The sequence below is a fragment of the Nocardioides oleivorans genome (genome assembly GCF_004137255.1).
Lineage (GTDB): Bacteria > Actinomycetota > Actinomycetes > Propionibacteriales > Nocardioidaceae > Nocardioides > Nocardioides oleivorans.
The window spans coordinates 55,335-81,823 of record NZ_SDWT01000003.1 but is presented as its reverse complement, the minus strand read 5'-3'; the positions used below and the strand labels follow the sequence as shown (position 1 = coordinate 81,823).

The 26,489-nt window shown below is 70.6% G+C and carries 26 protein-coding genes and 1 tRNA gene; 12 read left to right on the top strand and 15 right to left on the bottom strand.

The window, feature by feature from the left end; all coding sequences use genetic code 11:
* Nucleotides 1-3: 3 nt before the first annotated feature.
* Genes thrC through argS form a run of 4 tightly spaced genes read right to left on the bottom strand, consistent with a single transcriptional unit; the run spans nt 4 to nt 5,506 of the window.
* Nucleotides 4-1,092, bottom strand: coding sequence for a threonine synthase (thrC, locus tag EUA93_RS19030; RefSeq protein WP_129401924.1), 1,089 nt, complete (start codon nt 1,090-1,092; stop codon nt 4-6).
* A gap of 8 nt (nt 1,093-1,100) precedes the next feature.
* Nucleotides 1,101-2,411: a homoserine dehydrogenase gene (locus EUA93_RS19025; RefSeq protein ID WP_129401923.1), complete on the bottom strand. Its 1,311-nt coding sequence runs from the start codon at nt 2,409-2,411 to the stop codon at nt 1,101-1,103.
* The gene (gene lysA / locus EUA93_RS19020) at nt 2,411-3,829 is read right to left on the bottom strand and encodes a diaminopimelate decarboxylase (RefSeq protein ID WP_420819084.1); all 1,419 of its coding nucleotides are present in this window, start codon (nt 3,827-3,829) and stop codon (nt 2,411-2,413) included. Before lysA ends, EUA93_RS19025 begins: the two co-directional genes overlap by 1 nt.
* 6 nt (nt 3,830-3,835) lie before the next feature.
* Nucleotides 3,836-5,506: an arginine--tRNA ligase gene (gene argS, locus EUA93_RS19015; protein ID WP_129401922.1), complete on the bottom strand. Its 1,671-nt coding sequence runs from the start codon at nt 5,504-5,506 to the stop codon at nt 3,836-3,838.
* 93 nt (nt 5,507-5,599) lie between these two features.
* Between argS and EUA93_RS19010 the strand changes: the two genes are divergently transcribed.
* The 3 genes from EUA93_RS19010 (at nt 5,600) to EUA93_RS19000 (ending at nt 7,845) form a co-directional block, all read left to right on the top strand.
* Nucleotides 5,600-6,097, top strand: coding sequence for a thioesterase family protein (locus EUA93_RS19010; RefSeq protein WP_165355233.1), 498 nt, complete (start codon nt 5,600-5,602; stop codon nt 6,095-6,097).
* 95 nt (nt 6,098-6,192) lie between these two features.
* A tRNA-Arg gene (locus EUA93_RS19005) sits at nt 6,193-6,268 on the top strand.
* 152 nt (nt 6,269-6,420) lie between these two features.
* Nucleotides 6,421-7,845 carry a choice-of-anchor P family protein gene (locus EUA93_RS19000; RefSeq protein ID WP_129401920.1) on the top strand — a complete coding sequence of 475 codons (1,425 nt, stop codon included), beginning with the start codon at nt 6,421-6,423 and terminating at the stop codon, nt 7,843-7,845.
* Between the two features lie 106 nt (nt 7,846-7,951).
* Here the strand turns inward: EUA93_RS19000 and EUA93_RS18995 are convergent, their stop codons facing one another.
* Nucleotides 7,952-8,887 (bottom strand): LCP family protein, encoded by a 936-nt coding sequence (locus EUA93_RS18995; RefSeq protein WP_129401919.1) that lies wholly within the window; start codon nt 8,885-8,887, stop codon nt 7,952-7,954.
* Entirely contained in the window at nt 8,884-9,504 is a 621-nt protein-coding gene (locus EUA93_RS18990; protein ID WP_129401918.1) for a hypothetical protein, read from the bottom strand. The genes EUA93_RS18995 and EUA93_RS18990 overlap by 4 nt, the downstream gene beginning before the upstream one ends.
* A 133-nt stretch (nt 9,505-9,637) precedes the next feature.
* Here EUA93_RS18990 and EUA93_RS18985 point away from each other — a divergent pair, with 133 nt between their 5' ends.
* Together EUA93_RS18985 and EUA93_RS21685 are read left to right on the top strand one after the other, a co-directional pair.
* Nucleotides 9,638-13,507 (top strand): multifunctional oxoglutarate decarboxylase/oxoglutarate dehydrogenase thiamine pyrophosphate-binding subunit/dihydrolipoyllysine-residue succinyltransferase subunit, encoded by a 3,870-nt coding sequence (locus EUA93_RS18985; RefSeq protein WP_129401917.1) that lies wholly within the window; start codon nt 9,638-9,640, stop codon nt 13,505-13,507.
* An 18-nt stretch (nt 13,508-13,525) separates the two neighbouring features.
* Nucleotides 13,526-13,702 (top strand): DUF6104 family protein, encoded by a 177-nt coding sequence (locus EUA93_RS21685; protein WP_165355232.1) that lies wholly within the window; start codon nt 13,526-13,528, stop codon nt 13,700-13,702.
* 48 nt (nt 13,703-13,750) lie between these two features.
* Here the strand turns inward: EUA93_RS21685 and EUA93_RS18980 are convergent, their stop codons facing one another.
* Nucleotides 13,751-14,908: a fatty acid desaturase family protein gene (locus EUA93_RS18980; RefSeq protein ID WP_242497519.1), complete on the bottom strand. Its 1,158-nt coding sequence runs from the start codon at nt 14,906-14,908 to the stop codon at nt 13,751-13,753.
* Between the two features lie 14 nt (nt 14,909-14,922).
* A complete protein-coding gene (locus EUA93_RS18975) occupies nt 14,923-16,011 on the bottom strand; it encodes a ferredoxin reductase (protein ID WP_129401916.1) in 1,089 nt (362 codons plus the stop codon).
* A 146-nt stretch (nt 16,012-16,157) separates the two neighbouring features.
* Between EUA93_RS18975 and EUA93_RS18970 the strand changes: the two genes are divergently transcribed.
* Nucleotides 16,158-16,817, top strand: coding sequence for a TetR family transcriptional regulator (locus EUA93_RS18970; RefSeq protein ID WP_129401915.1), 660 nt, complete (start codon nt 16,158-16,160; stop codon nt 16,815-16,817).
* Here EUA93_RS18970 and EUA93_RS18965 read toward each other — a convergent pair.
* Entirely contained in the window at nt 16,814-17,518 is a 705-nt protein-coding gene (locus EUA93_RS18965; RefSeq protein WP_129401914.1) for an SDR family oxidoreductase, read from the bottom strand. The genes EUA93_RS18970 and EUA93_RS18965 overlap by 4 nt on opposite strands.
* Nucleotides 17,515-18,483 carry a zinc-binding dehydrogenase gene (locus EUA93_RS18960; protein ID WP_129401913.1) on the bottom strand — a complete coding sequence of 323 codons (969 nt, stop codon included), beginning with the start codon at nt 18,481-18,483 and terminating at the stop codon, nt 17,515-17,517. The genes EUA93_RS18965 and EUA93_RS18960 overlap by 4 nt, the downstream gene beginning before the upstream one ends.
* 69 nt (nt 18,484-18,552) lie before the next feature.
* On the opposite strand from EUA93_RS18960, the gene EUA93_RS18955 reads away from it, so the two are divergent.
* Entirely contained in the window at nt 18,553-19,794 is a 1,242-nt protein-coding gene (locus tag EUA93_RS18955) for a GNAT family N-acetyltransferase (RefSeq protein WP_129401912.1), read from the top strand.
* 27 nt (nt 19,795-19,821) lie between these two features.
* Here the strand turns inward: EUA93_RS18955 and EUA93_RS18950 are convergent, their stop codons facing one another.
* Nucleotides 19,822-20,196: a DUF2256 and DUF3253 domain-containing protein gene (locus tag EUA93_RS18950; protein ID WP_207208862.1), complete on the bottom strand. Its 375-nt coding sequence runs from the start codon at nt 20,194-20,196 to the stop codon at nt 19,822-19,824.
* A 56-nt stretch (nt 20,197-20,252) separates the two neighbouring features.
* On the opposite strand from EUA93_RS18950, the gene EUA93_RS18945 reads away from it, so the two are divergent.
* On the top strand, nt 20,253-20,672 hold the full coding sequence (locus EUA93_RS18945) for a DUF7674 family protein (RefSeq protein ID WP_129401910.1): 420 nt from the start codon (nt 20,253-20,255) through the stop codon (nt 20,670-20,672).
* A 15-nt stretch (nt 20,673-20,687) separates the two neighbouring features.
* Here EUA93_RS18945 and EUA93_RS18940 read toward each other — a convergent pair whose 3' ends face one another.
* Both EUA93_RS18940 and EUA93_RS18935 read right to left on the bottom strand, forming a co-directional pair.
* Nucleotides 20,688-21,860 (bottom strand): NAD(P)-dependent malic enzyme, encoded by a 1,173-nt coding sequence (locus tag EUA93_RS18940; protein ID WP_129401909.1) that lies wholly within the window; start codon nt 21,858-21,860, stop codon nt 20,688-20,690.
* Between the two features lie 20 nt (nt 21,861-21,880).
* A complete protein-coding gene (locus tag EUA93_RS18935; protein ID WP_129402055.1) occupies nt 21,881-22,234 on the bottom strand; it encodes a S24 family peptidase in 354 nt (117 codons plus the stop codon).
* Between the two features lie 11 nt (nt 22,235-22,245).
* Here EUA93_RS18935 and sodN point away from each other — a divergent pair, with 11 nt between their 5' ends.
* Complete coding sequence (gene sodN / locus EUA93_RS18930; protein ID WP_242497517.1) at nt 22,246-22,689, top strand: superoxide dismutase, Ni; 444 nt, start codon at nt 22,246-22,248, stop codon at nt 22,687-22,689.
* A gap of 29 nt (nt 22,690-22,718) precedes the next feature.
* On the opposite strand, the gene EUA93_RS18925 is transcribed toward sodN, so the two are convergent.
* Nucleotides 22,719-23,807: a tyrosine-type recombinase/integrase gene (locus tag EUA93_RS18925; RefSeq protein ID WP_129401908.1), complete on the bottom strand. Its 1,089-nt coding sequence runs from the start codon at nt 23,805-23,807 to the stop codon at nt 22,719-22,721.
* Nucleotides 23,800-24,450: a helix-turn-helix transcriptional regulator gene (locus EUA93_RS18920; RefSeq protein WP_129401907.1), complete on the bottom strand. Its 651-nt coding sequence runs from the start codon at nt 24,448-24,450 to the stop codon at nt 23,800-23,802. Before EUA93_RS18920 ends, EUA93_RS18925 begins: the two co-directional genes overlap by 8 nt.
* A 111-nt stretch (nt 24,451-24,561) precedes the next feature.
* Between EUA93_RS18920 and EUA93_RS18915 the strand changes: the two genes are divergently transcribed.
* From EUA93_RS18915 to EUA93_RS18910, 3 genes are all read left to right on the top strand, one after another.
* Entirely contained in the window at nt 24,562-24,747 is a 186-nt protein-coding gene (locus EUA93_RS18915) for a helix-turn-helix transcriptional regulator (RefSeq protein ID WP_129401906.1), read from the top strand.
* Nucleotides 24,744-24,920, top strand: a complete 177-nt coding sequence (locus EUA93_RS21680; RefSeq protein WP_165355231.1) for a hypothetical protein — start codon at nt 24,744-24,746, stop codon at nt 24,918-24,920. The genes EUA93_RS18915 and EUA93_RS21680 overlap by 4 nt, the downstream gene beginning before the upstream one ends.
* Before the next feature lie 520 nt (nt 24,921-25,440).
* A complete protein-coding gene (locus EUA93_RS18910; protein WP_129401905.1) occupies nt 25,441-26,352 on the top strand; it encodes an AAA family ATPase in 912 nt (303 codons plus the stop codon).
* The last annotated feature ends 137 nt before the right edge of the window (nt 26,353-26,489 follow it).

Here is a 26,489-nt window from a genome sequence, read left to right as displayed (position 1 = left end):
CCCTCAGGCCAGTCCGGCGGCCGCAGCCGCGGCCGCGACGTCGGCGTCCACCACGGTGTCGACAATGTCGCCGAACGACTCCAGGGCGGTGGCGGTGTCCTTGAGGCCGTGACCGGTCACCGTGATGACCACCGTGCGCCCGGCGTAGCTCTCGCCCGCGGCCAGCTCGGCCAGCAGGCCGGCGACACCGGCCGCCGAGGCCGGCTCGACGAAGACGCCGTCGCGGCGCGCCAGCTCGATCTGCGCGGCGAGGATCTGGGCGTCGGAGACCGCGGCGAAGCGACCCTCGGACTCCTTGGCCGCCATCTCGGCGAGGTGCCACGAGGCCGGGTTGCCGACGCGGATCGCGGTCGCCTTGGTCTCGGGGTCCGGGAAGGGCTCGCCGGTCACGAGGGGCGCGGCGCCCTCGGCCTGGAAGCCCCGCATGACGGGCTTCCTCGTGGCCCGCCCGAGCTCGACGTACTGCTGGTAGCCGAGCCAGTACGCCGCGATGTTGCCGGCGTTGCCGACGGGCAGCAGGTGGTAGTCGGGGGCGTCGCCGAGGAAGTCGACGACCTCGAAGGACGCGGTCTTCTGGCCCTGGAGGCGGACGGGGTTGACCGAGTTCACCAGTGCCACCGGGTAGTCGCGAGCCAGCCCGCGCGCGATGTCGAGGCAGTGGTCGAAGTTGCCGCGCACCATGATGATCTGCGCACCGTGCACGACGGCCTGCGCCATCTTGCCGGCGGCGATCTTGCCCTCGGGGATCAGCACGAGCGGCTTGAGCCCCGCCTTGGCGGCGTAGGCGGCCATCGACGCCGAGGTGTTGCCCGTCGAGGCGCAGACCACGGCCTGCGCGCCCTCGTGCTTCGCCACCGAGATGGCCGCGGTCATGCCGCGGTCCTTGAAGGAGCCGGTGGGGTTGTTGGCCTCGACCTTGAGCCACACCTGGCCGCCGGTGGCGCCGGTGAGCCATTCCGAGTGCACCAGCGGGGTGCCGCCCTCGCGGAGGGTGACGGCCGCCAGGCCCTCGGGGATCTCGAGGAGGTCGCGGTACTCCTCGATGACCCCGCGCCACTGGCCGTTGGTCGTCCCACTGGTCGTCGTGGTCATGCCGGTGCTCACTCGTCCCCTCCCTCGACGCGCATCACCGAGGTGACCTCGCGGACGATGTCCATGTTGCGCAGCTGGTCGACGGTCGCGCTGAGCGCGGCGTCGGAGGCGGCGTGCGAGACGACGACGAGCTGGGCGTCGGCCCCGCGGCCCTCCTGCCGGACCGTCTGGATCGACACGTCGTGGTCGGCGAAGGCGTTGGCGACCGCCGCGAGCACGCCCGCGCGGTCGTCGACGTCGATGGCGACGTGGTAGCGGGTGCGGGTCTCGCCCATCGGCTGCACCGCGCGATCGGCGTACGCCGACTCCCCCGCGCCGCGGGTGCCGGCGAGGCGGTTGCGGGCCACGGTGACGAGGTCGCCGAGCACGGCGCTGGCGGTCGGCGCGCCACCGGCCCCGGGACCGTAGAACATGAGCTGGCCGGCCGCCTCGGACTCGACGAAGACCGCGTTGTAGGCCTCGCGGACGCTGGCGAGCGGGTGCGAGCGCGGGATCATGGCCGGGTGGACGCGGGCGGCGACCTGGTCGCCGTGGGGTCCGGGCCGGAGCTCGCAGATCGCGAGCAGCTTGACGACCGAGCCCATGTCGCGGGCGCTGGCCACGTCGGCGGCGGTGACCTCGGAGATCCCCTCGCGGTAGACGTCGGAGGCGGTGACGCGCGAGTGGAAGGCGAGGCTGGCCAGGATCGCGGCCTTCGCGGCGGCGTCGAAGCCCTCCACGTCGGCAGTCGGGTCGGCCTCGGCGTAGCCGAGCTGCTGCGCCTCCTCCAGCGCCTCGGAGAAGCCCGCCCCGGAGGAGTCCATCTTGTCGAGGATGAAGTTGGTGGTGCCGTTGACGATGCCGAGGACCCGGGTCACCTTGTCACCGGCGAGCGACTCGCGCAGCGGGCGCAGGATCGGGATGGCGCCGGCGACGGCGGCCTCGTAGTAGAGGTCGCGCTCGGCCTTGGCCGCGGCCTCGAAGAGCGTCGGGCCGTCCTCGGCCAGCAGGGCCTTGTTGGCGGTGACCACGCTGGCGCCGTTCTCCAGCGCGGCGAGGATGAGGGATCGCGCGGGCTCGATGCCGCCGATCACCTCGACGACCAGGTCGACGTCGTCGCGGGACACCAGCCCGGTGGCGTCGGTGGTCAACAGGCCCTCGGGCACCTCGACGTCGCGGGGCGCGTCGAGGCGGCGTACGGCGACGCCCACCAGCTCGACCGGCGCACCCACCCGGGCCGTCAGGTCGTCGGCCTGCTCGGTCAGCAGCCGCACCACCTGGGACCCCACGGCACCACAGCCGAGCACCGCCACCTTGAGCGACTTCGCACCCTCACTCATCAAGAAACACCCACATCGGTCGCCAACAGGTCGGCGACAGTCTCTCGTCGCAACACGGTGAAAGTCTTCCCGTCCCGAACTCCGATCACCGGAGGACGCAGCGCGTGGTTGTAGTTGGAGGCCATGGATCTGCAGTAGGCGCCCGTTCCCGGCACCGCGACGAGGTCCCCGGGACGCACGTCGCCGGGCAGGAACTCGTCCTTGACGACGATGTCCCCGGCCTCGCAGTGCTTGCCCACCACCCGCGACAGCGTCGGGCTGGCCCCGGAGTCGCGGGAGGCGATCGTGGCGGAGTAGTCGGCGTCGTAGAGGGCGGTGCGGATGTTGTCGCTCATCCCGCCGTCGACCGAGACGTAGGAACGACGGGCGCCGCCGTCGAGGGCGACCTCCTTGACCGTGCCGACCTCGTAGACGGTGCACATCGCCGGGCCGACGATCGCGCGACCGGGCTCGATGGAGAGCCGCGGCTCGGCCACCCCGAGGGCGCGGCACTCGTGCTCGACGATCGTGGTGATCTCGGTGGCGAGCCGCGAGGGGTCGGACGGGTCGTCCTGGGTGGTGTAGGCGATGCCGAAGCCACCGCCGAGGTCCATCTCGGGCATCTCGACGCCGAGCTCCTCGCCGACCCGGGCGTGGAGCGCGAGCACGCGGCGGGCGGCGACCTCGAAGCCGGAGGTGTCGAAGATCTGGCTGCCGATGTGCGAGTGCAGCCCGAGCAGCCGCAGGCCCGGGGCGGCGTGCACGCGACGCACCGCCTCGAGGGCGTCGCCGCTCGCGATCGAGAAGCCGAACTTCTGGTCCTCGTGGGCGGTGGCGATGTACTCGTGCGTGTGCGCCTCGACGCCGGCGGTCACCCGCACCATCACCCCGGTGGTGCGGCCGAGCTCGGTGGTGACGGCGGCCAGCCGCTCGATCTCGTGGAACGAGTCCACGATGATCCGGCCGACCCCGAGCTCGACGGCCCGCTCGAGCTCGCCGAGGGTCTTGTTGTTGCCGTGGAAGCCGACCTTCGCCATCGGGAAGCCGGCGCGCTCGGCGACGGTCAGCTCACCGCCGGAGCAGACGTCGAGCGAGAGCCCCTCCTCCTCCAGCCACCGCGCGACGGTGGTGCTGAGGAACGCCTTGCCGGCGTAGTAGACGTCGTAGGCGGCGAACGCGTCGCGGAAGGCGCCGGCCCGCGCCCGGAAGTCGGCCTCGTCGAGGACGTACGCCGGTGAGCCGTGCTCGCGCACCAGCTCGGGCAGCGGCACTCCCCCGACGCTCAGCACGCCGTCGGCCTTGACCGCGGTCTGCGACCAGAGGTGGTCGACGAGGACGTTCGGGTCGGCCGGCTCACGCAGCCAGTTCGGTCCCCCCGGTCGATGGGCGGACAGGGCACCGTCGGCGTGCGCCCAGCCGGAGGGGTGGGCGGTCGGCACGGCCGCTCACATCCTCTCGGGCGCGGAGACGCCGAGCAGGCCCAGCCCGTTGGCGAGGACCGTCTGCGTGGCGTGGACGAGCACGAGGCGCGCCAGGTTGGCCGGTCCGACGGGCTCGTCGCCCTGCGGCAGCATCCGGCACTCCTTGGTGTCGTACCACTTGTTGAAGACCGACGCGGTGTCCTCGAGGTAGCGCGCGATGCGGTGCGGCTCGCGCAGGTCGGCGGCGCTGGCCACCACGCGTGGGAACTCGGCCAGCGCCCGCAGCAGCTCGCCGTCGCGCTCGTGCGCGAGCAGCGAGGGATCGAAGTCGGCGCCGGGGAGCTGCATGCCGAGCTGCTTGGCGTTCTCCGCCATCCGGCACGTGCGCGCGTGGGCGTACTGCACGTAGTAGACCGGGTTGTCGTTGGACTGCCTCGCCCAGAGCTCGAGGTCGATGTCGATCGTGGTGTCGTTGGTGTAGCGCGCCAGCACGTAGCGCGAGGCGTCCACCCCGATCGCCTCGACGAGGTCGTTCATCGAGATGACCGTCCCGGCGCGCTTGGACATCCGCACCGGCTGGCCGTCCTGGAGCAGGTTGACCATCTGGCCGATGAGGATCTCGAGGTTCTGCCGCGGCGTGTCGCCGAAGGCGGCGCACATCGCCATCATCCGGCCGACGTAGCCGTGGTGGTCGGCGCCGAGCAGGATGAAGCACCGGTCGAAGCCACGCTCGCGCTTGTCGAGGTAGTAGCCGAGGTCACCGGAGATGTAGGCGGGGGTGCCGTTGGACCGCACGATCACCCGGTCCTTGTCGTCGCCGTACTTCTCCGTGCGCAGCCACAGCGCGCCGTCCTCGGTGTAGGTGTTGCCCATCTCGGTGAGGCGCTCGATGGCGCGCTCGACCGCCCCGGAGTCGTGGAGCGACTTCTCGTGGAAGTAGACGTCGAAGTCGACCCCGAAGTCGTGGAGGTCGGACTTGATCTCCTCGAACATCAGGTTGACCCCGACCTCGCGGAAGACCTCCTGCGCCTCGCCGTCGGGCAGGTCGGTGACGTCGGGGCGCTTGGCGATGACCTGGTCGGCGATCTCGCTGATGTAGTCGCCGCCGTAGCCGTCCTCCGGCACGTCACGACCGCGCGCGGACGCCAGGAGCGAGCCGGAGAACCGGTCGATCTGCGCACCGTGGTCGTTGAAGTAGTACTCCCGGGTGACCTCGGCGCCGGAGAACTGGAGCACCCGGACCAGCGCGTCGCCGACGGCGGCCCAGCGGGTGCCGCCGAGGTGCAGCGGGCCGGTGGGGTTAGCCGAGACGAACTCGACGTTGATCTTCTCGCCCGCGAGCCTCGTCGCGGAGCCGTACGACGACCCGGCCGCCACGATGTCGGCCGCGACCTGCCCCTGGGCGCCCGCCTCGACGCTCACGTTGAGGAAGCCGGGACCGGCGACCTCGACCTCGCCGATGCCGGCGGAGGCCCGCAGCCGGTCGGCCACGAGGTCGGCGAAGGCGCGCGGGTTGGTCCCGGCCTTCTTGGCCAGCTGCATCGCGACGTTCGTGGCGTAGTCGCCGTGCCCCTTCTGCCGCGGTCGCTCCACCGTGACCTGGGTCGGCACGCCGTCAGGAAGCGTGATCGCGCCGTCGGCCACGAGGGCTCCCAGCACGTCGACGATGGTCTCGGAGAGCTGATCGGGATTCACCGGGCAAGCCTATCGGCGGCGCCTGCCACCGACCGAACCGGTTTCACGCCGTGGCCACCGTCGCCGTGCCCGGCCTGCCCTATGGTTCGGGCTGTGACGACGCACCCCACCTACGACCAGCTGATCGCCCTCCCGGCCTACGTCGAGCAGCCCGTGCCGATGCCCTTCGAGGACATCAACGGCCACCTGAACGTCCGCCACTACGTCGGCATCGCCAGCGAGGGCCTCGACGAGTCGCTCGTCGAGGTCGGCATCCCGCAGATGTGGCCGCTGACCCACCAGCAGGCGTGCTTCACCGCCGAGCACCACGTCACCTACATCAACGAGCTGCAGACGGGCGACACGATGTCGGCCCGCGTCCGCCTGCTCGGCCGCTCGGAGCGCGCGGCGCACGCGCTCATCTACCTGCTCGACGAGACCGAGAAGGAGGTCGCGTGCGTGGTCGAGGAGATCTTCCTCCACATCGACCTCAAGACCCGGCGCACGGCACCGTGGCCGGCTGACGTCGCCGAGAAGATGGACGCCCGCATCGCCGAGCACGACGCACTCCCCTTCGCCGCCGACACGTCCGGCTCGCTGGCCCTGCGCTGACGGCGTACGACGTCGGGCGAGGCGGTTTCACGACCTCGTCCCCCGACCGGTAGTCTTCACCGCGCGCTGGACCGGGCCTGCCCGGGAAGGGGCTGGCCTCCGTAGCTCAGGGGATAGAGCACTGGTTTCCGGTACCAGGTGCCGCAGGTTCGAATCCTGCCGGAGGCACCACCCAGATCGACCCAGATCGACCCAGATCGACCCAGACCGCCGCAGGGCGTGACCCTGTGGCGGTCGTCTCGTTGGGCTGGACGAGGGAGTTACCCGCCGGTCACCTGACGGTCCGGGCCAGCACGTCTCCCCCGCACCCTCGGGAGGGAACGATGAACAGCACGACCAGGCGCCGACTCGGCGGCGCCCTCGCAGTCCGGGCCACCGCGCTCGGCCTCACCGCCGGCCTCGCACTCACCGGCGGCTCCGCGTCCGCCGTGCCGGCGGCCACCGCGGAGCGCGCGGCGCAGGCCGCCCAGCTCAGCGACTTCGGCTACCGCGGCGACGTCTACGGCGTGAAGCTGGTGACCGACAGCGTCGAGGCGCTCAACCTCAAGGACGCCCACGCCCAGCAGCTCTGCACCCGCGCCGTCGGCCAGGTGGTGGAGAGGACGAGCGTCGCGTCCGTGCCGGACAACCCGCTGATCCACGTCTCGGCGAGCACCAGCCGCACCGAGACCTACGCCAGCGGCAACCAGCACGGCGTCCGTGGGACCAACACCATCGGCGACATCACGATCGGCGGCACGGTCGGACCGCTCACCACGCCGAAGCTCGTGATCAAGGGCCTGCAGACCACGGCCGAGGCCTTCAACACCCCGCAGGGCTACGGCCACGCGGAGAGCTTCACCTTCGCGAGCATCTCGCTCGAGCTCCTCGACAACACCCTCGTCGAGAGCCTGCCGCCCGAGCTCCAGCAGCTGCTGGCGCCGCTGGACCAGGTCACCGACACCGTGTTCACCGGCACCCAGCAGGCCGCCCAGCAGGTCTTCCAGGTGCTCAGCGACGTGACCGAGCCGATCCAGATCCCCGGCCTGGGCAGCATCGCGCTCGGCTACGAGAACGGCCGCGCCAACGCGAACAACGCCCAGTCGCAGGCCTCGGCCCTGCGCATCGACGTGACCGCGGGCGAGCGCCGCCAGCTCGTCGAGCTCGGTACGGCCCGGGTGCGCATGGGCGGGCCCGCCCCGGTCGGCGTCTTCCGCTCCGGCGGGACGGCGATGGACTACCAGGCGCTCCAGGGCGCCCTGCGCTTCGGCAACGTCCAGCACAAGGCGCTCCCCTGCCAGGGATCGCGCGGGAGGACCCAGACCTACCGGGTCGCCGCCGCCAGCCAGCTGGTGCCCGTCCCGGTGCTGCTCGACGGCGTGACCTACCAGGTCAACGGCGACCAGATGAAGGCGAAGAAGGTGGCGAAGGGGTGGTCCCGCACGGCCATCTCCTCGGTCTCGATCCCGAGCGCGCAGCTGGTCGTCTCCGACGTCAGCTCGCGTGCGGCGATGCGCCAGAAGACCGGCAAGCGGGTGACCTCGAAGATCTCGACGGCGATCGGTGCGATCACCGTCGGCGGGCAGGCCGTCCCCGTCCCGGCCCCGGGCGAGGTCGTCGAGCTGCCCAACGGCATCGGTGAGATCCAGCGGCAGCTGGTCGACACGGGCTACCGCGGCTCGCAGGTGATCGCCCTGCGGATCACGCTCTACTCCGAGGCCGTCGTCATCGACCTGGCCCGGACGGCCGGACGGATCTACGCCAAGTAGGGCCGCCTGCCCGGGCGCGTGATCTGGGCATCGACCGTAGAGTTCACGAGCAGCGGCGTCGGGTCAGCCATGGGGTGTGACCCGACGTCGCGTCCGTCCCTCGGTTTCAGCAGTGCCCCAGGGCCGCGTCGCCGCGGGCGTCGCGGCCGAGCCGGCGGGCCTGAGCCATGTCGGGGAAGACCACGCTGGCCGCGCCGACGTAGCCGACCCGGCCCTGCACCACGCAGGTGGTGATCCTCGACGGGTCGACCTGCGCGACCGCCTGGGCGAGCTCGAACAGCTCACCGGGCGAGGCGTTGGTGTCCATGTGCTCCATCACCGTCATCACGCCGCGCTCGATGAAGCCGGGCCTCGACGCCTGCGAGCGGATCCGGGCGTGGATGCCGCGCAGCGTGCGCTGCTGGTTGGCCGAGCGGTCGAAGTCGCCGCCTGCGAGTCCCTTGCGGATCCGGGAGAAGGCCATCGCGTTGTAGCCGTTGAGGTGGATCCGGCCCTTCGCGAAGCCCTCCTTCTTCAGGTAGGGGTCGGAGAAGCGGCGCGGGTTGGCCACGGTGATGCCACCGATGTCGTCGACCATGTCCTCGAAGAACGGGAACCGGGTCACCATGACGTAGTCGGGCTCGATCCCGACCAGGTTGCGCATCGCGCCCGCCATGCCGCGCGGTCCGGCGAAGTAGAGGGCCGAGTTGATCTTCTCCCGGCCGTGGCCGGGGATCGCGACCCACGAGTCGCGCGGCACGCCGATCGCGGTCGCGGACCCGGTGCGCGTGTTGATGCCGACGAGCTGCAGCGCGTCGCCGCGCGAGCGGGTCATCACCTCGCCCGGCCGGGCGTCGGAGCCCACGGCGAGGATCCACACGACGTCCTCGCTGCCGACCGCGACCCCCTGGGCGTGGCGGATCTTCACGAGTGCGACGTCGGTCGGCTGCACCGCCGACTGCGGCACCACGAGCGCCGTGACGGCCAGGACCCCTGCGAGGACGAGCGCCTTCGCGCCCCGGCGCAGTCGTCGTACGGCGGTCGGCTGGAGGTGGGTGCTCATCGGGTCGATCCCTTCGCGACGTCGTAGCCGAAGATCCGCCACTCGCCGTCGCGGCGGACCAGGAAGAGCCGGCCGCGGACGGTGGTCGTGCCGACCAGCTCACCACCGGTCTCGAACTTCAGGACGAAGGACGCGGTCGCCGACCGCGCCTGCCGGTCGGTGGCGAGGATGTCGAGCGCGATCATGCGGTGCCTGGCGCTCACCGAGTCGATGCGCGGGCCCTGCGTCTGGTTGGTCAGCAGGGCCTTGTCGGAGCGGGCGCGCCTCTCGGCGGCCTTCGTGAAGCCGGGGAACGCCTGCGGGAAGTCGGAGCGCGGATAGCTGCCGCCGAGGTACGACGCCTCCCACCAGGCGTCGACGACCGAGCCGACCTGCGCGCGGACGGCCTTGCGGCGCGCGTCGGGCAGTCGGCCGAAGACCCGGTGGATCCTGGTCCGCGTCTCGACCGGGTGCGAGGCGAGGGTGGCCTGCGCGTCGTCGCGGCTGGGCCGCTCCGGCGAGGAGGCCGACGGGTCGACCTCGGACTGGCAGGCGACGAGGCCCAGGGAGGTGGTGGGAAGGACGAGGAGGGCAAGCGCGAGTCCGGCGCAGCGGCGTGCCCACGAGCTGCTTGGCATGACGTCTCCGACAGGTACGGATCTGGTGTGGCCCACACCATGCCTCAAAGGACGAGCCCGCCCCTGCATTTGCGTGCGTGTGCGACTAGCCTTGTGGGCGCCTTGATAGGCACAGTTGTCACACCCTTGCGCGATGAGATCTGAAAGAGGCGAAACAAGCGTGGCGCAGTCCCCGAACGGGCCGTCCGGCAACCAGTCCTCGGTTGCTCCGTCTTCTGACCTGGGAGCCAACGAGTGGCTCGTGGAGGAGATGAAGGAGCAGTACGACAAGGACCCCGCGAGCGTGGGCCCGGAGTGGGTGAAGTACTTCGGCAACGGGAGCGCCCCCGCGGCTGATCCCGCCGCCGCGCCGGCCCCGGCTGCCGCTCCCGCGAAGGCTCCCGCGAAGGCCGCAGCCCCGGCTCCGGCCGCCGCCGCTCCCGCGAAGGCTGCGGCACCCGCGCCCGCCGCCGCCCCCGCGAAGGCCGCAGAGCCGGCCCCGGCTGCCGCCGCCGCGAAGTCCCCCGCGAAGTCCACCCCGCGCCCCGTCGCGCAGGCCGACGAGCCCGCCAAGGGCACCGCCACCCCCCTCGCCAAGGACGCCAAGCCCGCCGCTCCGACGCAGGCGAGCGACGAGCCGACCTACACCGTGCTGCGCGGCGCCCCGGCCCGCACCGCGGCCAACATGGACGCCTCGTTGACGGTCCCGACCGCGACCTCCGTGCGCTCGGTCCCGGTGAAGCTGCTCTGGGACAACCGCACCGTCATCAACAACCACCTCGCCCGCGCCCGTGGCGGCAAGGTGTCGTTCACCCACCTCATCGGCTACGCGCTCGTCCGTGCCCTGCGCTCGATGCCGGAGATGAACGTCGGCTTCGAGGTCGTGGACGGCAAGCCCAACCTGATCACGCCGGCGCACATCAACCTCGGCCTCGCGATCGACATGCAGAAGCCCGACGGCACCCGCCAGCTGCTCGTGCCGAGCATCAAGGGTGCCGAGGCGATGGACTTCGCCGCCTTCTGGACCGCCTACGAGGAGATGGTCCGCAAGGCACGCGACGGCAAGCTCACCGTCGCCGACTTCCAGGGCACCACGATCTCGCTGACCAACCCCGGCGGCATCGGCACCGTCCACTCGGTGCCGCGCCTGATGGCCGGGCAGGGCGCGATCATCGGCGTCGGCGCGATGGAGTACCCGCCGGAGTGGCAGGGCGCCTCCGACGAGGCGATCAACCGCAACGCCATCAGCAAGGCGATGACGCTGACCTCGACCTACGACCACCGCGTCATCCAGGGTGCTCAGTCGGGTGAGTTCCTCAAGCGCGTCCACGGCCTGCTGCTCGGCGAGAACGACTTCTACGACGAGATCTTCCGCTCGCTGCGGATCCCCTACGAGCCGATCCGCTGGTCGCGCGACGTCGTGGCCTCCCACGACGACGACATCGTCAAGCAGGCCCGGATCCTCGAGCTGATCCACGCCTACCGCGTCCGCGGCCACCTGATGGCCGACACCGACCCGCTGGAGTACCGCCAGCGCAGCCACCCCGACCTCGAGGTGGAGTCGCACGGGCTGACCCTGTGGGACCTCGACCGCGAGTTCGCCACCGGCTCGTTCGGCGGCGAGGGCCGGCGCTTCATGAAGCTGCGCAACATCCTCGGCATCCTGCGCGACTCCTACTGCCGCACGACCGGCATCGAGTACATGCACATCATGGATCCCGAGCAGCGCAAGTGGATCCAGGAGCGCGTCGAGCAGCCGCACGTGAAGCCGCCCCGCGAGGAGCAGCTGCGCATCCTGCTCAAGCTCAACCAGGCCGAGGCGTTCGAGACGTTCCTCCAGACCAAGTTCGTCGGCCAGAAGCGCTTCAGCCTCGAGGGCGGCGAGACCACGATCCCGCTGGTCGACGAGATCTGCGAGGCGGCCGCCGAGGCGGGCCTCGACGAGGTCACCATCGGCATGGCCCACCGCGGCCGGCTCAACATGCTCGCCAACATCGTCGGCAAGAAGTACAGCCAGATCTTCCGCGAGTTCGAGGGCAACATCGACCCGCGCACGGTCCAGGGCTCGGGCGACGTGAAGTACCACCTCGGCGCCGAGGGCGAGTTCGTGGCCGGCTCGGGCGACAAGATCAAGGTCTCGGTCGCCGCGAACCCGTCCCACCTCGAGGCCGTCAACCCGGTCCTCGAGGGCATCGCCCGCGCCAAGCAGGACATCCTCGACCAGGGCGAGAAGTTCCCGGTCCTCCCCCTGCTGGTGCACGGCGACGCCGCCTTCGCCGGCCAGGGCGTGGTCGCCGAGACGCTCAACCTCTCGCAGCTGCGCGGCTACCGCACCGGCGGCACCGTGCACGTGGTGATCAACAACCAGGTCGGCTTCACCACCGCACCGGGTTCGTCGCGCTCGTCCCTCTACGCCACCGACGTGGCGCGGATGGTGCAGGCGCCGATCTTCCACGTCAACGGTGACGACCCCGAGGCCTGCATCCGCGTGGCCCGGCTCGCGTTCGACTACCGCCAGGCGTTCAAGAAGGACGTCGTCATCGACCTCGTGTGCTACCGCCGTCGCGGTCACAACGAGGGTGACGACCCGTCGTACACGCAGCCGCTGATGTACGACCTCATCGAGCAGAAGCGCTCGGTGCGCAAGCTCTACACCGAGTCGCTCATCGGTCGTGGTGACATCACGATCGAGGAGGCCGAGCAGGTCCTCAAGGACTACCAGCAGCAGCTCGAGCGCGTCTTCACCGAGGTGCGCGAGGCCAGCTCGGAGGCGCCGACCGAGTGGACGACCGTCCCGGACTACCCGGACAAGCCCGCAGGCGACTTCTCGACCGCGGTCACCCAGGAGGTCCTCAAGCGGATCGCCGACAGCTACGTCACCCCGCCGGACGACTTCACCGTCCACCCGAAGGTGATGCCGCAGCTCCAACGCCGCTCGGCCGCGATCTCGGCCGGTCCCATCGACTGGGGCACCGGCGAGATCCTCGCCTTCGGCTCGCTCCTCATGGAGGGCCGCCCGGTCCGCCTGGCGGGCCAGGACTCGCGTCGTGGCACGTTCGTGTCGCGGTTCGCCACGATCATCGATCGCGTCAACGCCGACGAGTGGACGCCGCTGACCAACCTGACCGACGACCAGGCGAAGTTCCACGTCTACGACTCGCTGCTCTCGGAGTACGCCGCCCTCGGCTTCGAGTACGGCTACTCCGTCGCCCGCCCCGAGGCGCTGGTCCTGTGGGAGGCGCAGTTCGGTGACTTCGTCAACGGCGCGCAGACCGTCATCGACGAGTTCATCTCCGCCGGCGAGACGAAGTGGCGCCAGCAGTCCGGCGTCGTCCTGCTGCTCCCCCACGGCTACGAGGGCCAGGGCCCGGACCACTCGTCGGCACGCATCGAGCGCTTCTTGACGATGAGCGCCGAGGACGCGATGGTCGTCGCGCAGCCCTCGACCCCCGCGTCGTACTTCCACCTGCTGCGCTCTCACTCGCTCGGCGAGGAGCACCGCCCCCTCATCGTCTTCACCCCGAAGTCGATGCTCAAGCGCAAGGAGGCGGCCTCGCAGCCGGCCGACTTCGTCGGGGACACCACGTTCCGCCCGTTCATCGGCGACGCCATGTTCGACGACGGCGAGGCCGACCCGGCCCAGGTCGAGACGCTGATCATGTGCTCGGGCCGCGTCACGTGGGACCTCATGGTCGAGCGGGCCAAGCGCGAGAACGGGTCGACGTTCGCCATCGGCCGCGTCGAGCGCCTCTACCCGAACCCGCTCGCGGAGATCCGGGCCGAGATCGCGAAGTACCCCAACCTCAAGGCGATCCGCTGGGTGCAGGACGAGCCGCGCAACATGGGCCCGTGGCCGCACTACCAGCTCAACGTGTGGCCCGAGCTGGACCAGGTGGTCGAGCCGATCACCCGTCCGTCGTCGGCCTCGCCGTCGGTCGGCACCGTCAAGCGCCACGTCGAGGAGCAGAAGACGCTCCTCGACGCGGCCTTCGAGTCGCCCCGCGGCAGCGGCACCGACTACTGAGGCACGGGAGCCGGACGGGTGTACTTCACCGATCGCGGGATCGAGGAGCTCGAGAAGCGCCGGGGTGACGAGGAGGTCACCCTGGCGTGGCTCGCCGAGCAGCTCCAGGCGTTCGTCGACGCCCACCCCGACTTCGAGATCCCGATCGAGCGCCTCGCCACCTGGCTGGCGCGGCTCGACGACCCGGACGACTAGGACCCCGACGACCGGGACCCCGACCGGGACCCCGACGACCGGGCCCGCTCAGGCCGCGAGCGGACGGCGTACGGCCTCGGGCGTGCCCGGCTGCGGCGCCCTGCGGTCGGGCAGGGCGAGGCGGCAGATCTTGCGCGCGACGCTGCCGAGCTGCTTGCGCAGCGGGCCGGTCGTGTACTCGATGCCGTAGCGCTCGCAGATCTCGCGCACCTCGGGCGCGATCTCGGGGTAGCGCCGGGCCGGCAGGTCGGGGAACAGGTGGTGCTCGATCTGGTGGCTCAGGTTGCCCGACAGGACGTGGAACAGCGGGCTGCCCGTGATGTTGGCCGAGCCGAGGATCTGCCGGTAGTACCAGTGGCCCCGGGTCTCGCGGCCTTCCGGTCCGTCGGCGCACTCGTCCTGGCTGAAGGTCTCGGCGCCGGCCGGGAAGTGGCCGCAGAAGATGATGTTGAACGCCCAGACGTTGCGCACCAGGTTGGCCGTCGCGTTGCCGACGAAGGTCAGCGGGAACAGCGGACCGGTCAGTGCCGGGAAGAGCAGGTAGTCCTTGAGCGCCTGGCGGCGCACCTTGCGCATGATCCCGGCGTGGAGCTCCTTGTTGTCCTCCATCGTGCGGGTGCCCCTGACGATGTTCTCGACCTCGAGGTCGTGCATCGCCACGCCCCACTCGAAGAACACCATCAGCAAGAACGCGTAGACCGGGTTGCCCAGGTAGTAGGGGTGCCACTCCTGGTCCTCGTCCATGCGGAGGATGCCGTAGCCGATGTCGCGGTCCTTGCCGAGGATGTTGGTGAACGTGTGGTGGATGTAGTTGTGGGAGTACTTCCACTGCTCGCCCGGGCACACGTTGTCCCAGTCGTAGATGCGCGAGTTGAGGTGCGGGTCGCCCATCCAGTCGTACTGGCCGTGCATCACGTTGTGCCCGATCTCCATGTTCTCGATGATCTTGGACAGTGACAGCGCACCGACGGCGAGCGGCCAGGCGGGCGGGAGGTAGAACAGCGCGCGGCCGAGAACCTCGAGCTGCTGCTGGCGCTTGACGACGGTGCGGATGTACGCCGCGTCGTCCTCGCCGAGGTCGGCCAGGACGCGCTGGCGCAGCGCGTCCATCTCCTCGCCGAACGCCTCGAGCTGCTCAGCGGTCAGGGTGGGCTTAGGGGTGGGCTTAGGGGTGGGCTTGGGGGTGGGCTTTGGGGTGGTCTTCACGGTGGGTCCTTCCTTCACAGGTCGACGACGCAGTCGCCGACGGGGGCGGAGACACAGATCTGGATGTCCTCGTCGGGGAGCGAGGACTCGGCGCCGGAGAGCACGTTGCGCACGGTGCCCTCGGTCTTGCGGGTGGTGCAGGAGAAGCAGATCCCCATCCGGCAGCCGAACTCCGGCCTGAGGCCGAGCTCCTCGGCCTGCTCGAGGATCGACGCGCCGGAGTTGGCGACCCGCTGGTCGCTGCCGGCGAAGGTGAGGTCGCCCTCGGCGCTGCCGCTGGCGGCGCTCGGCGGCTTGAAGAGCTCGAGCCGCAGCCGGGGGCTGTCGCCGTACGCCGCCCGCACGAGGTCGATCATCCCGGCGGGCCCGCAGGCCCAGGTGTCGGTGTCCCGGAAGCCGGGGGCCAGTCGTCGGAGCTCGAGCTCGTTGAAGACGGCGTCGCCGTGGCGCAGGTGCACCGTCACGTCGTTGTCGTCCTCGGCGATCCGGGCGAGCTCGTCGGCACAGATCTGGTCGGCCTCGGACCGGGCGTAGTGGAGGAACGTGACCGGCCGCCCCGCCCTGCCGTCGTACCCGTCGCGGAGGAGGGTGCGGACCATCGACAGCGCGGGCGTGATGCCCGAGCCGCCGGTGATGAACAGCAGCGGGTCGATGCCGGGGGTGGCCGGGCTGACCGGCAGCGTGAACCGGCCCTGCGCCTGCGAGAGGTGGAGGACGAGGCCCGGCTCGGCGTCGACGAGGTACTTGCTCACCTGGCCCTCCGCGTGGGAGCGGACGGTCAGGGTGATCTGCTCCCCCGCTCCCGAGGCGGCGGACGAGATCGAGAAGCACCGGGTCATCCGCCGGGCCGAGCCCGGCAGGTCCAGCCCGACCTGGACGTACTGGCCGGCGCGGTGGCCGCGCCAGGTGGCGGTGGGCTGGAGCGTGAGGGTGGCGACGGGTGCGCCGGGCGTGTCGGTCTCCCGGTGGACGTCGACGACGCGGGCGCGCACCTCGTGCGCGGCCCACATCGGGTTGATCCGCGAGAGGTAGTGGTCCACGCCGTGCGGCGACGCCAGCGCGGCGACGGTGCGGGAGCGGGCGATCCTGGTGAGGGTGCTCATCGCGTCCTCCTTGGGTGAACGTATGTTCACTCAACAATGACCCGTGGCGTTCCGGCCGTCAATGGCGGCTCACGTGATCCGCCGCACTTTTCGTGCACAGTCGTTCACCGCCACCTCGGGACGCCCGGATGCCCTACCATCGCGACATGACCAGGGAGGGGTCGGGCGACGCCGGGCGCCCAACCGAGGAGGACCACGGCTCACGCGCCGAGCGCAAGGAACGCACCCGCCGCGCGATCCTCGATGCCGCCCTCGCCCTGGCCGCCGACTCCAACCTGATGGCGATCTCCCTGCGCCAGGTGGCCAAGCAGGTGGGCGTCGTGCCCACCGCGTTCTACCGCCACTTCGGGTCGCTCGAGCTGCTCGGACTCGCGCTGGTCGACGAGAGCTTCCGGTCCTTGCGGATGATGCTGCTCGACGTCTGGCGGCACGCACCCGAGTACACCGACTTCATCGACGGCTCGCTCCCGATCGTGGCGCAGCACGTGCGGGAGAACCGCTCGCACTACGCCTTCATCGCCCGCGAGCGGACCGCTGGTCCGCCCCGGGTGCGCGAGGCGATCGGCCACGAGATCGAGCTGATCACCCGCGAGCTCGCCACCGACATCGCCCGCAGCGGCGCGGCCGAGCAGTACTCCAGCGCCGACATCGGGCTGCTGGCCGACCTCATCGTGTCGTTCGTGGTCACCATGGCCGAGCGCCTCGTCGAGGATCCCGACGGTGAGGCACGCACGCTCGAGCAGGCCCGCACCCAGCTGCGGATGCTCCTCGTGGGCGCGCTGAGCTGGCGCTCGCGCGAGGGCTAGGCGCCCGGGCGCGGCGCGACCGGTCGCACGGTCACGTCGGGGATCGTCGCGTCCCCCGGCAGGTCGATGACGTGGACGATCGTGTCGACGACCGTGTCCGAGCTGATCCACCGCGAGGCGTCGTAGGTCCGGCCCTCCTGCTCGTGGACCTTCTCCTGCATCGGCGTGGCCGTGCGGCTCGGGTAGATCGTGCTGACCCGGACCCCGTGCTCGACCTCCTCGGCGCGGAGCGCGTCGGCGAAGGCGCGCAGCCCGAACTTCGAGGCGGCGTACGCCGACCACTCGGCGCCGGCGCTGAGCCCGGCCGACGAGTTGACGAACACCACCGTGCCGCCGCTGGCCCGCAGCTGCGGCAGCAGCTCGCGACTGAGCACGGCCGGGGCGGTCAGGTTGACCGCGAGCTGCTCCTCCCAGTCAGCGAGGCGGAGCCGCTCGACCGGGGCGAGCTCGACCACGCCGGCCACGTGGAGGAGGGTGTCGACACCGCCGTCGACCTGTCTCCCGAGGCCGTTGAGGGTGCCGGGGTCGGCGAGGTCGGCCACCAGCACCTGTGCGGCCGGGAAGGTGCCGGCGAGGTCGTCGGCGCGGGCCCGGCTGCGCGCGACGAGGACGAGGTCGTCGCCGCGCTCGGCGAGCCGGCGCGCCAGCGCCAGTCCGATGCCCGACCCGGCACCGGTGATGACGTGTCGCTTCGAGGTCATCGGGTGAAGACGACCTTGCCGAACAGGTCGCCCTGGGCCATCGCCGCGAAGCCCTCGCGGGCCTGCTCCATCGGCAGGACCCGGTCCAGCACGGGGCGGGCGCCGGTGGCGTCGAGGAACCGGACGAGGGCGTCCAGCTCCGAGCGGGTGCCCATGGTCGAGCCGATGACGGAGAGCTGCTTGAAGAAGACGTGGGTGAGCCCTGCGTCGTCGACGTCGGGACCCGACGTCGTGCCACTGATGACGATGCGTCCACCCGGGCGCAGCGACCTGATCGAGTGGGTCCACGTCGCCTTGCCGACGGTCTCCATCACGGCGTCGACCTTCACCGGCAGCCGGGCTCCGGACTCGAAGACCTCGTGCGCGCCGAGCTCGAGCGCGCGGGCCCGCTTCGCCTCGTCACGGCTGGTGGCCAGGACGCGGACGCCGGCGGCGCGGGCGAGGGTGATGAGGGCCGTGGCGACACCGCCTCCGGCGCCCTGCACGAGCACCGTCTCGCCGGGCTTGCAGGCGCCCTGGACGAACAGCATCCGGTAGGCGGTGAGCCACGCGGTCGGCAGGCAGGCGGCCTCCTCGAAGGAGAGCGAGGCGGGCTTGGGCACCAGGTTGCGCCGCGGCACGATCACCCGGTCGGCCAGCGTGCCCTGGTGACGCTCGGAGAGGAGCGAGCGACCGGGGTCGTCGGCCTCCTCGCCGGTCCACGCCGGGTCACCGATCACCCCGTGCACCACGACCTCGTTGCCGTCCTCGTCGAGGCCGGCCGCGTCGCAGCCGAGGATCATCGGCAGGGCCTCCTCGCGCAGGCCGACACCGCGCAGCGACCACAGGTCGTGGTGGTTGAGGCTGGCCGCCTTCACCGTCACCGTCGCCCACCCGTCCGGCGCCTCGGGATCGGGCCGCTCCCCCACCACCAGGCCGCTCAGCGGGTCGTCGAAGGAGAAGGTCTCGGCGTAGACGGCGAACATCCTCCGACCCTAGCGAGTGGGCCTCCTTAACCGGTTGCAGGTCCCCCGCACGGGCGAAAGGCTGGCCCCGTGAGCATCGACGTACGCCCGTCCGAGGACGCCGCCCGCTTCCTGGCCACCGACCAGCTGGTGTGGTTCGGGGAGGTCGGCGAGGCCGACGCCGACCACCTGCGGCTCGGCCTCCCCGAGGACCAGCGCTTCGTGGCCGACCTGCCCGACGGTCCGGACGACCGGCACAGCGGGATCTACGGCGTCCGACCGATGGAGCTCGCGCTGCCCGGCGGTGCCCTGGTGCCGATCGCGGGGCTGACTTGGGTGGGCGTCCACCCGGACGTGCGCCGCCGCGGCGTGCTGTCCGCGATGATGGCCGACCACCTCGCCCGCACGCGCGACGCCGGGCTCGCCCTGTCGGCCCTGCACGCCAGCGAGCAGGGCATCTACGGACGCTTCGGCTACGGGATGGCGGCCCTCCAGCTCCAGGTGCACGTGGGCCGCGGCACCACCTTCACCGCTCCCCACCTCGAGGACGAGGTCGCCGGCATCACGACGCACCTCGTCGACAGCTCGGCGCCGGGCGCGACCGACCGGTGGCGCGACTGTGCGCGTGCCGGTGCGCCGGGTGCCCCCGGCACCATCATCGGGTCCTCCGACTTCACCCGGCTCTTCGGCTCGGAGTCGGCCGCCGAGCTGCGCGACAAGGAGCGCCGGCGCATCCTCTTCGCCCGCCGCGAGGGCCGTGACGTGGGCGCCGTGGCGTTCCGTCGCGAGCACAAGTGGGACGACGCCCGGCCCTCCGGCACGGTCACCGCCGGCCTGCTCACGGGCGGACCCGCGGCCCGGCTGGCGCTGCTCCGGCGCCTCGTCGACCTGGACCTGATGGGGACGACGAAGGTCGACGCCGTCGCCACCGACGACCCGGTGCTCGACTGGGTCGGCGGGCCTCGCGGGACTGGCACCGTGAAGACCTGGGACAGCACCTGGATCCGGGTCGTCGACCTGGCGGCCGCGTGGTCGCAGCGGACCTACGAGGACGACTGCGACGTCGTGGTCGAGGTCGCGGACCGCCACGCACCGTGGAACGCCGGCCGCTGGCAGGTGGTCGCCTCCGGCGGCGAAGGCACGGCGGTGCGGACCGACTCCGCGGCCGACGTCGCGCTCGACGCCGCCGTCCTGGGCGCCGGCTACCTGGGACGCTCCGTCGCGAACCTGCTCCGCGCGGGCCTCGTGCAGGAGCACCGCCCGGGCGCGTACGCCGACCTGGCCCGGGCGCTGCGCACCGCTGCCGCACCGGAGCCGTCGTTCGGGTTCTGAGGCGGAGGGGCGCGCTGCCGGCTGGTCCTAGCGGGCGCGGCGCACGCTGATCGGTCCCTTGGCCGTGGACGGGTCCACGACCCGGCCACCCTGGACGACCGTGACCTCGCCCCGATCGACCAGGCGGCGGGCAGCGCGTCGGGCCGGCTCGTCCAGCTCGCGGCGCGGCGTGCCGGTGGCCGCTGCGACCGCACCCGCGGCCTCGCCCACGTCGACGAGCATGGCGCCTGCTGCCCCCAGGAGCTCGAGGAGCGCGTCCTCGAGGGCCTGGTCGACGGGCGTCACCCCGCGACGCCGGCACGCGCTCGAGCAGTAGCGCACCTGCTCCCAGTCGCGCTCCCACTTCTTGCGCCACTGGATCCGACGCCCGCACGAGGCGCAGGTCTTGTCCGGTGGGGTCACCTGCTCATCCTCCCCGTCGCGCCAAGACCGCGCTCCGCCGTCCATACTCAGGTGCCATGGCCATCACTGCCGCACAGGTCCCCGGGCTGCTGGTCGCCGCCTCGGGCTGGATCGCCGAGGCCTGGCAGGACGCAGCGGAGGACAATGCGGACCCGGACAGCCCGGGTGGGCGACTGGGCTACCTCGACGCCGGTGCGGTCGTCAGCAGGCTGGCCGACGAGCTCGCTGCCGGACGCACCGACGGCTTCGACGTCCTCTTCGACCTGGTCGAGCGCCTCGTCACCGAGGGCGACGACTACGTCAGCGAGCTGGGAGTCATCGGCTACCTCGAGGGCATGCAGATGGACACGGTCACGTCGCGCGGGCTGGACCCCGAAGCGTTCGCGCCGTGGCTGCGACCGACCTCGGCCCGGTACTGGGCGGCACTCCACCGGTTCTGGGAGTCGGGCACGCCCATCCCCGACCTGCGGTCCTGACCCCCGCGGCTGCGCTCAGCGGCGCGCGACCCCGTCCGCGCGGGCAGCGGCGGAGACGGCCTCGCGCACGGCACCGGGGACGCGGGGATCGAAGGGCGAGGGGATGACCAGGTCCTCGCTGAGGTCGTCGCCCACGAGCTCGGCGAGCGCGGTGGCGGCGGCGACCTTCATGCCCTCGGTGATCGCGGTGGCGTGCACGTCGAAGGCGCCGCGGAAGATGCCCGGGAAGGCGAGGACGTTGTTGATCTGGTTCGGAAAGTCCGAGCGACCGGTGGCCACGACGCGGGCGTACTTGTGGGCCAGGTCGGGGTGCACCTCGGGCGTGGGGTTGGCCAGTCCGAAGATGATCGCGTCGTCGGCCATCGAGGCCACGATCTCCTCGGGCACCTGACCGCCGGAGACGCCGATGTAGACGTCGGCGCCGGCCATCACGTCGGCGAGGGTGCCGCGGCGGCCGAAGACGTCGGCGGTGTCGCGCGCCAGCGCGGCCTTCACCTCGGTGAGGTCCGCCCGCTCGGAGTTGAGCACGCCCTGGCGGTCGAGCACGGCGATGTCGCGCACGCCGGCCTCGAGCAGGATCCGCGCGACCGCGACGCCGGCGGCGCCGGCACCCTGGACCACGACCCGCACGGTGGCCGCGTCACGGCCCGTGAGGCGCAGCGCGTTGGTCAGGGCGGCGAGGGCGACGACTGCGGTGCCGTGCTGGTCGTCGTGGAAGACAGGGATGTCGAGCCGCTCCTTGAGCCGCGCCTCGATCTCGAAGCACCGCGGGGCGGAGATGTCCTCGAGGTTGATGCCGCCGAAGCTCGGGGCCAGGCGGACCACCGTCTCGATGATCTCCTCGACGTCGGTGGTGTCGAGGCAGATCGGCACGGCGTCGACGCCGCCGAACTGCTTGAAGAGCACGGCCTTGCCCTCCATCACGGGCATCGCGGCCGCCGGGCCGATGTCGCCGAGGCCGAGCACGGCGGTGCCGTCGGACACGATCGCGACGGTGTTCGGCACCCACGTGTAGTGCTGCGTCATCGACGGGTCGGCGGCGATGGCCTCGCAGACCCGGGCCACGCCGGGGGTGTAGGCGAGGGAGAGCTCGTCGGGGCCGGTGAGGGCGACCGTCGAGACGGTCTCCATCTTGCCGCCGACGTGCAGGTCGAACACGGGATCGCCGGAGTGCGGGTGCGAAGCCATGCCGGCGATACTGGCACAGCTCACGGGTGGCGCAGGTGGCGTCCCACGCGTGGCGAAGGCCACATCCGCAGGCGTACGACGGCCAGCACCGACTGCTCCGCGACCACCCCGCGGTGGCGCGAGTCGACGCCCTCGTCCGGGTTGTCGCTGAGCAGCCACCAGCCCGCCCCGTCCGTGCGTGTACGACGCCTCTCGACCGCACGCTTGACCGCGACCGTGCCGTCGACGAAGCGGGCGACGACGAGGTCGCCCGGGCGCGGCCGGGCGTCGTACTGCACCAGGAGCAGGTCACCGTCGTGCAGGGTCGGGAGCATCGAGCGGCCCCTCACCCGGGCACCACCCCAGAGGGCGAGACCCCGGATCCGACCCCTCATCACGCGGAGTAGTGTCGCAGCAGACGTTCAGCTTCCCGATCGAGAGGAACAAGATGCTTCGCCACCTGCTCGCCCCGACCGTCGAGGTCTCGGCCCACTGCGACCTTCCCTGCGGTGTCTACGACCCCGCCCAGGCGCGCATCGAGGCCGAGTCGATCAAGGCGGTCATCGCCAAGGTCAACGACAGCGACGACCCCGACTTCCGCACCCGCGCGGTCCTGATCAAGGAGCAGCGCTCCGAGCTGGTCAAGCACCACCTGTGGGTGCTGTGGACCGACTACTTCAAGCCCCCGCACTTCGAGAAGTACCCCCAGCTCCACACGCTGGTCAACGAGGCCACCAAGCTCGCGGGTGCCACCGGCACCAAGGGCACCATGGACGCCGAGGTCGCCGACCAGCTCCTCGCCAAGATCGACGAGATCGCGGAGATCTTCTGGGAGACGAAGAAGGCGTAACCGCCTGGACAGGTCGTTGACCTGCTAGTTCAAGCATTGGATGCCCCCTCGGTCCGCGAGGAGTCCGCAAGCGGACCGAGGGCGGCATCAAGCACTACGCGCGTCCGGTCCTCGTCGCCCGGGAACAGGTGCGCATAGGTCCGCAGGGTGATGACCGCGGACGCATGGCCCAGGAATGCCTGGACCTGCTTCACCGAGGCGCCACCCGAGATCAGCGCCGAGGCAGCGAAGTGACGAAGGTCGTGGCTGGTGAGCTCGACGCCGGCTCGCCCTGCCGCCGCCGCAAGCATCTTCTTCCAGCGGGAGTACGAAAGAGGCTTGCCCCACTCGTCGACGAACAGCGCCTCATCTGTACCCGGGAACTCGCGTAGGTGCTCAGTGAGGCCGTCGACGACTACCTGCCCGATTGGCACGGTGCGCCGTGACGCCTTGGTCTTCAGGTCAGCCAGCGCGTTGGTCTGGAGTCGCTGGCGCTCAACCCGAATCGATCGACCTAGGTAGTTGACATCGAACATGCCGAGGCCGAGGAACTCGCCGATGCGTAGCCCAGAGCCAGAGAGCACGAGCAACGCAGCCCTGTAGCGAGGATCCAGCTCGACGCGCACGGCATCGATCTCCTCAACCGTCGGCGGGACCACTTCGACGCCACCGCCCGACGGCAACCTGATCTTGACGCAGGGTGTCCGCGGGATTTTTCGGTCGTACACCGCGGCCTCGAACACTCGCGCCGTGACGTCGTAGATGTTGCGCACCGAGCCGGGAGCCAGCCCCTTGGCCTCGAGGCCGTGAACGAACCCCTGCACTTGCGTAGGCAGGACGCTGGCGAGCGGGTAGGCGCCGAGCGCCGGCAGGAGGTGCAGGCGCAGCGCGTTGTCGACGATCCGCGCCGACCCGTCACTGTGGACGCGCACGGACTCCCACTGGGTCGCATAAGACGCCACGGTGATGCGACCCGCCTTTGGGTCGACGTAGTCACCACGGACGACGGATGCCGTGACCTCGTCCAGCCACTGCTGCCCGTCAACCTTGCGGTCGAAGTGCTTGGCAATCTCGCGGCCTGAGGCGTCGCGGTAGCGAGCGCGCCACCGGCCATTGGGGCGTTTCTTGATGCTAGCCATCCGTGGGCTCCAAGAGCGCCATGAGCGCAGCGGGGGTCATCTCCGCCAAGTGACGGGTCTTGTCGAGGTGGACTTCGATCCACTCGCCAGCCAGATCGAACGCCGGTACCTCGACCTGCAATTCGGCGTCGGACTTGCCCAGGACGAACTCGCCGAGCTGCGCGCGAGTGTCCATCATGTGCGCTGCGACCTCCCGGATGCGCCAGCACCATTCGAGAGCCCAGACTGTTCCCTCTGACAGCTCGGTAGAGAGGTCGCGCTCCGCGATCAAGAGGGCGAGCTGGTCGAACTCGTCGAGCCACGAGTTCATGTCCTCGGTCAGGTTGTAGAACAGCGACTCACCCTTGGTCCTGCATGCGGCCACGGCGTATCGGATAGACGCATCGCTAGAGCCGACATCGGTGGTCATGACGTTCAGATCTGACTCCAGGACCCTCGCGATGATGTGGGCCTCGTTCAGCCGCACCGGCCGCTCGCCAGCTTCGACACGTTGAATCGTCTGCTGGTGGAACTTGAGGCCGTAGGGCTGGAGCCGCTTCGCCAGGTCGGTCTGCGTCATGCCATGGGATTCGCGCAGGCGAGCCATGTGAACGATGAAGTTCCGCTCCCAGGGGCTCAGCGGGTTTCCGTCGATGTCCGTCACTCCGCGACCGTACAACGTTTTGTTGGCGTGTGTCTACACCGTGCTTGCCCACCACGGGTCACTCATGCAAACATCGTTTCATAGGTGACCACCAACAAGGAGTTGTAGAGCATGGACGAGCTTCTCCGCATCGACGCCGTGGCAAGTTGGCTCGGCGTCAGCGAAAACACGCTGAGGTACTGGCGCGCGCAGGGCACCGGTCCCACCAGTGGGCGAATGGGGCGACACCTCGTCTACAGGCGCACCGACGTGCAGGAGTACATCGACAGCCTCTTCGCCAAGGCGGTCGGCGAGTGAAGCGATACACCAACGCGGATCCGACCGCGACTGCGGCGGTCAAGGCCGCGGACAGGGCCAAGGGCATCCCCACGGACCGCGCTCTCATCCTCGCGGCCGAAGCGAAGGCCAAGGGCGACATGGCCGGCTACGAGCTGTTCATGGCCGCTGCCCGTCGTGGTGGTGGCGAGTGATCTCTGCGACGGTCTACTGCGATCTCGAGCGCGATGATCGCGACGCCGATCGGCGTGTCGTCACATCCCTGTACGCCGTGGAGCCGGGTGCTCGCGTGATCCTGTTCGTCGGCGACCGACGGTCAGTGACGCCCGAGATCCACCACTACCGCGAGTACATCCCCACGCTCCACCTTGACGTGCACGGCACGCCCGGAGCGGTGTCGGCATGGACGGACGCCCTCCATGGCCGAGGACCGTGGGGTGATGCGTGAGCTGGCACGACGTCTGGGCCGACCCGTACTACCGTCCGAGCCCCGAGAGCCTCAGCGCCATCATCGCCCAAGGTGAACTCGAGGAATGTCTCAGTGCTGCCCACCCCGACGTCGTCCGCGCGCTAGAGGCGTCAGGGGCACTTGATGGTGTCCAGCGATCACCTGTGTTCCGTAGGTCATGGCAGCCAGTCGACCTCGACGACGTCCTCTCTGGTCGCTGGCAGCCCGTCGAGCCGACCGTAGGACGCAGGACCGACGGCGCCGGCATGTTCTACCCCGGCAAGGTGCACACCATCTCGAGCGAGTCCGAGGGCGGCAAGACCTGGCTCGCGATGTCCGCGGTCCTCGACGAGCTCGACGCGCTCAACCACGTGCTCTACCTCGACTTCGAGGACGACGAGGGCGGCATCGTCGGTCGTTTGCTCACCCTGGGTGGCAACCCCAAGGCCATTCGCGAGAGGTTCCACTACCTCAGGCCCGAGGACGCCTTGGGCACAGGCATCCACCTCGACGACCTGATGGACATCCTGCGGACCCACAAGCCCACCCTCGCCGTGCTCGACGGCGTCACCGAGGCCCTGACCATGCACGGGATGAACCCGAACGACAATGCCGACGTCGCCGCGTTCGGTCGGATGCTGCCTCGTCGCTTTGCCTCAGCCGGCGCCGCATCGGTCTCCCTCGACCACGTCGCCAAGAGCACGGAGAACCGCGGCAGGTACTCCATCGGCGCCGTGCACAAGCTCAACGGCCTCGACGGCGCTGCCTACGTCCTGGAGAACCGCAAGCCGTTCGGCGTCGGGATCACCGGCAAGTCCACCCTGCGCATCGCCAAGGATCGCCCTGGCCAGCTCAGGAAGAACGCCCTGCCGTCCTCGAGCGGCATGTTCTGGGCCGGCGATCTCGTGCTGACCTCACACCCCGAGGGCTTCTCTGAGGTGGCCGTCGAGGCGCCCCACGAGGCCAGCAACGCCTTCCAGCCCACCGTCTACATGGGTCGGATCATGGCCGTCATCAACGACCGCGGCCCACTCTCCAAGCGCCTCATCCGTGCTGCCGTCACGGGCAAGGCCATGACCATCGACTCGGCCCTCGATCAGCTCATCCTCGATGGATACCTGAGCGAGGCCACACCTCACACCAAGTTGAAGGAGTGGGTTGTAGATGACGTCGCGTGACCCCGTGTCCCCCCGTGTCCCCAGTGTGTCCGGGACACCCCGTGACCCCGTGTCCCTCCCCCTTAGGGGGACACGCGGGGAACACGCCCAGGACGCGCCAGTAGGTGTGTCCCCAGATAGGACCGTCCTGCAACTGG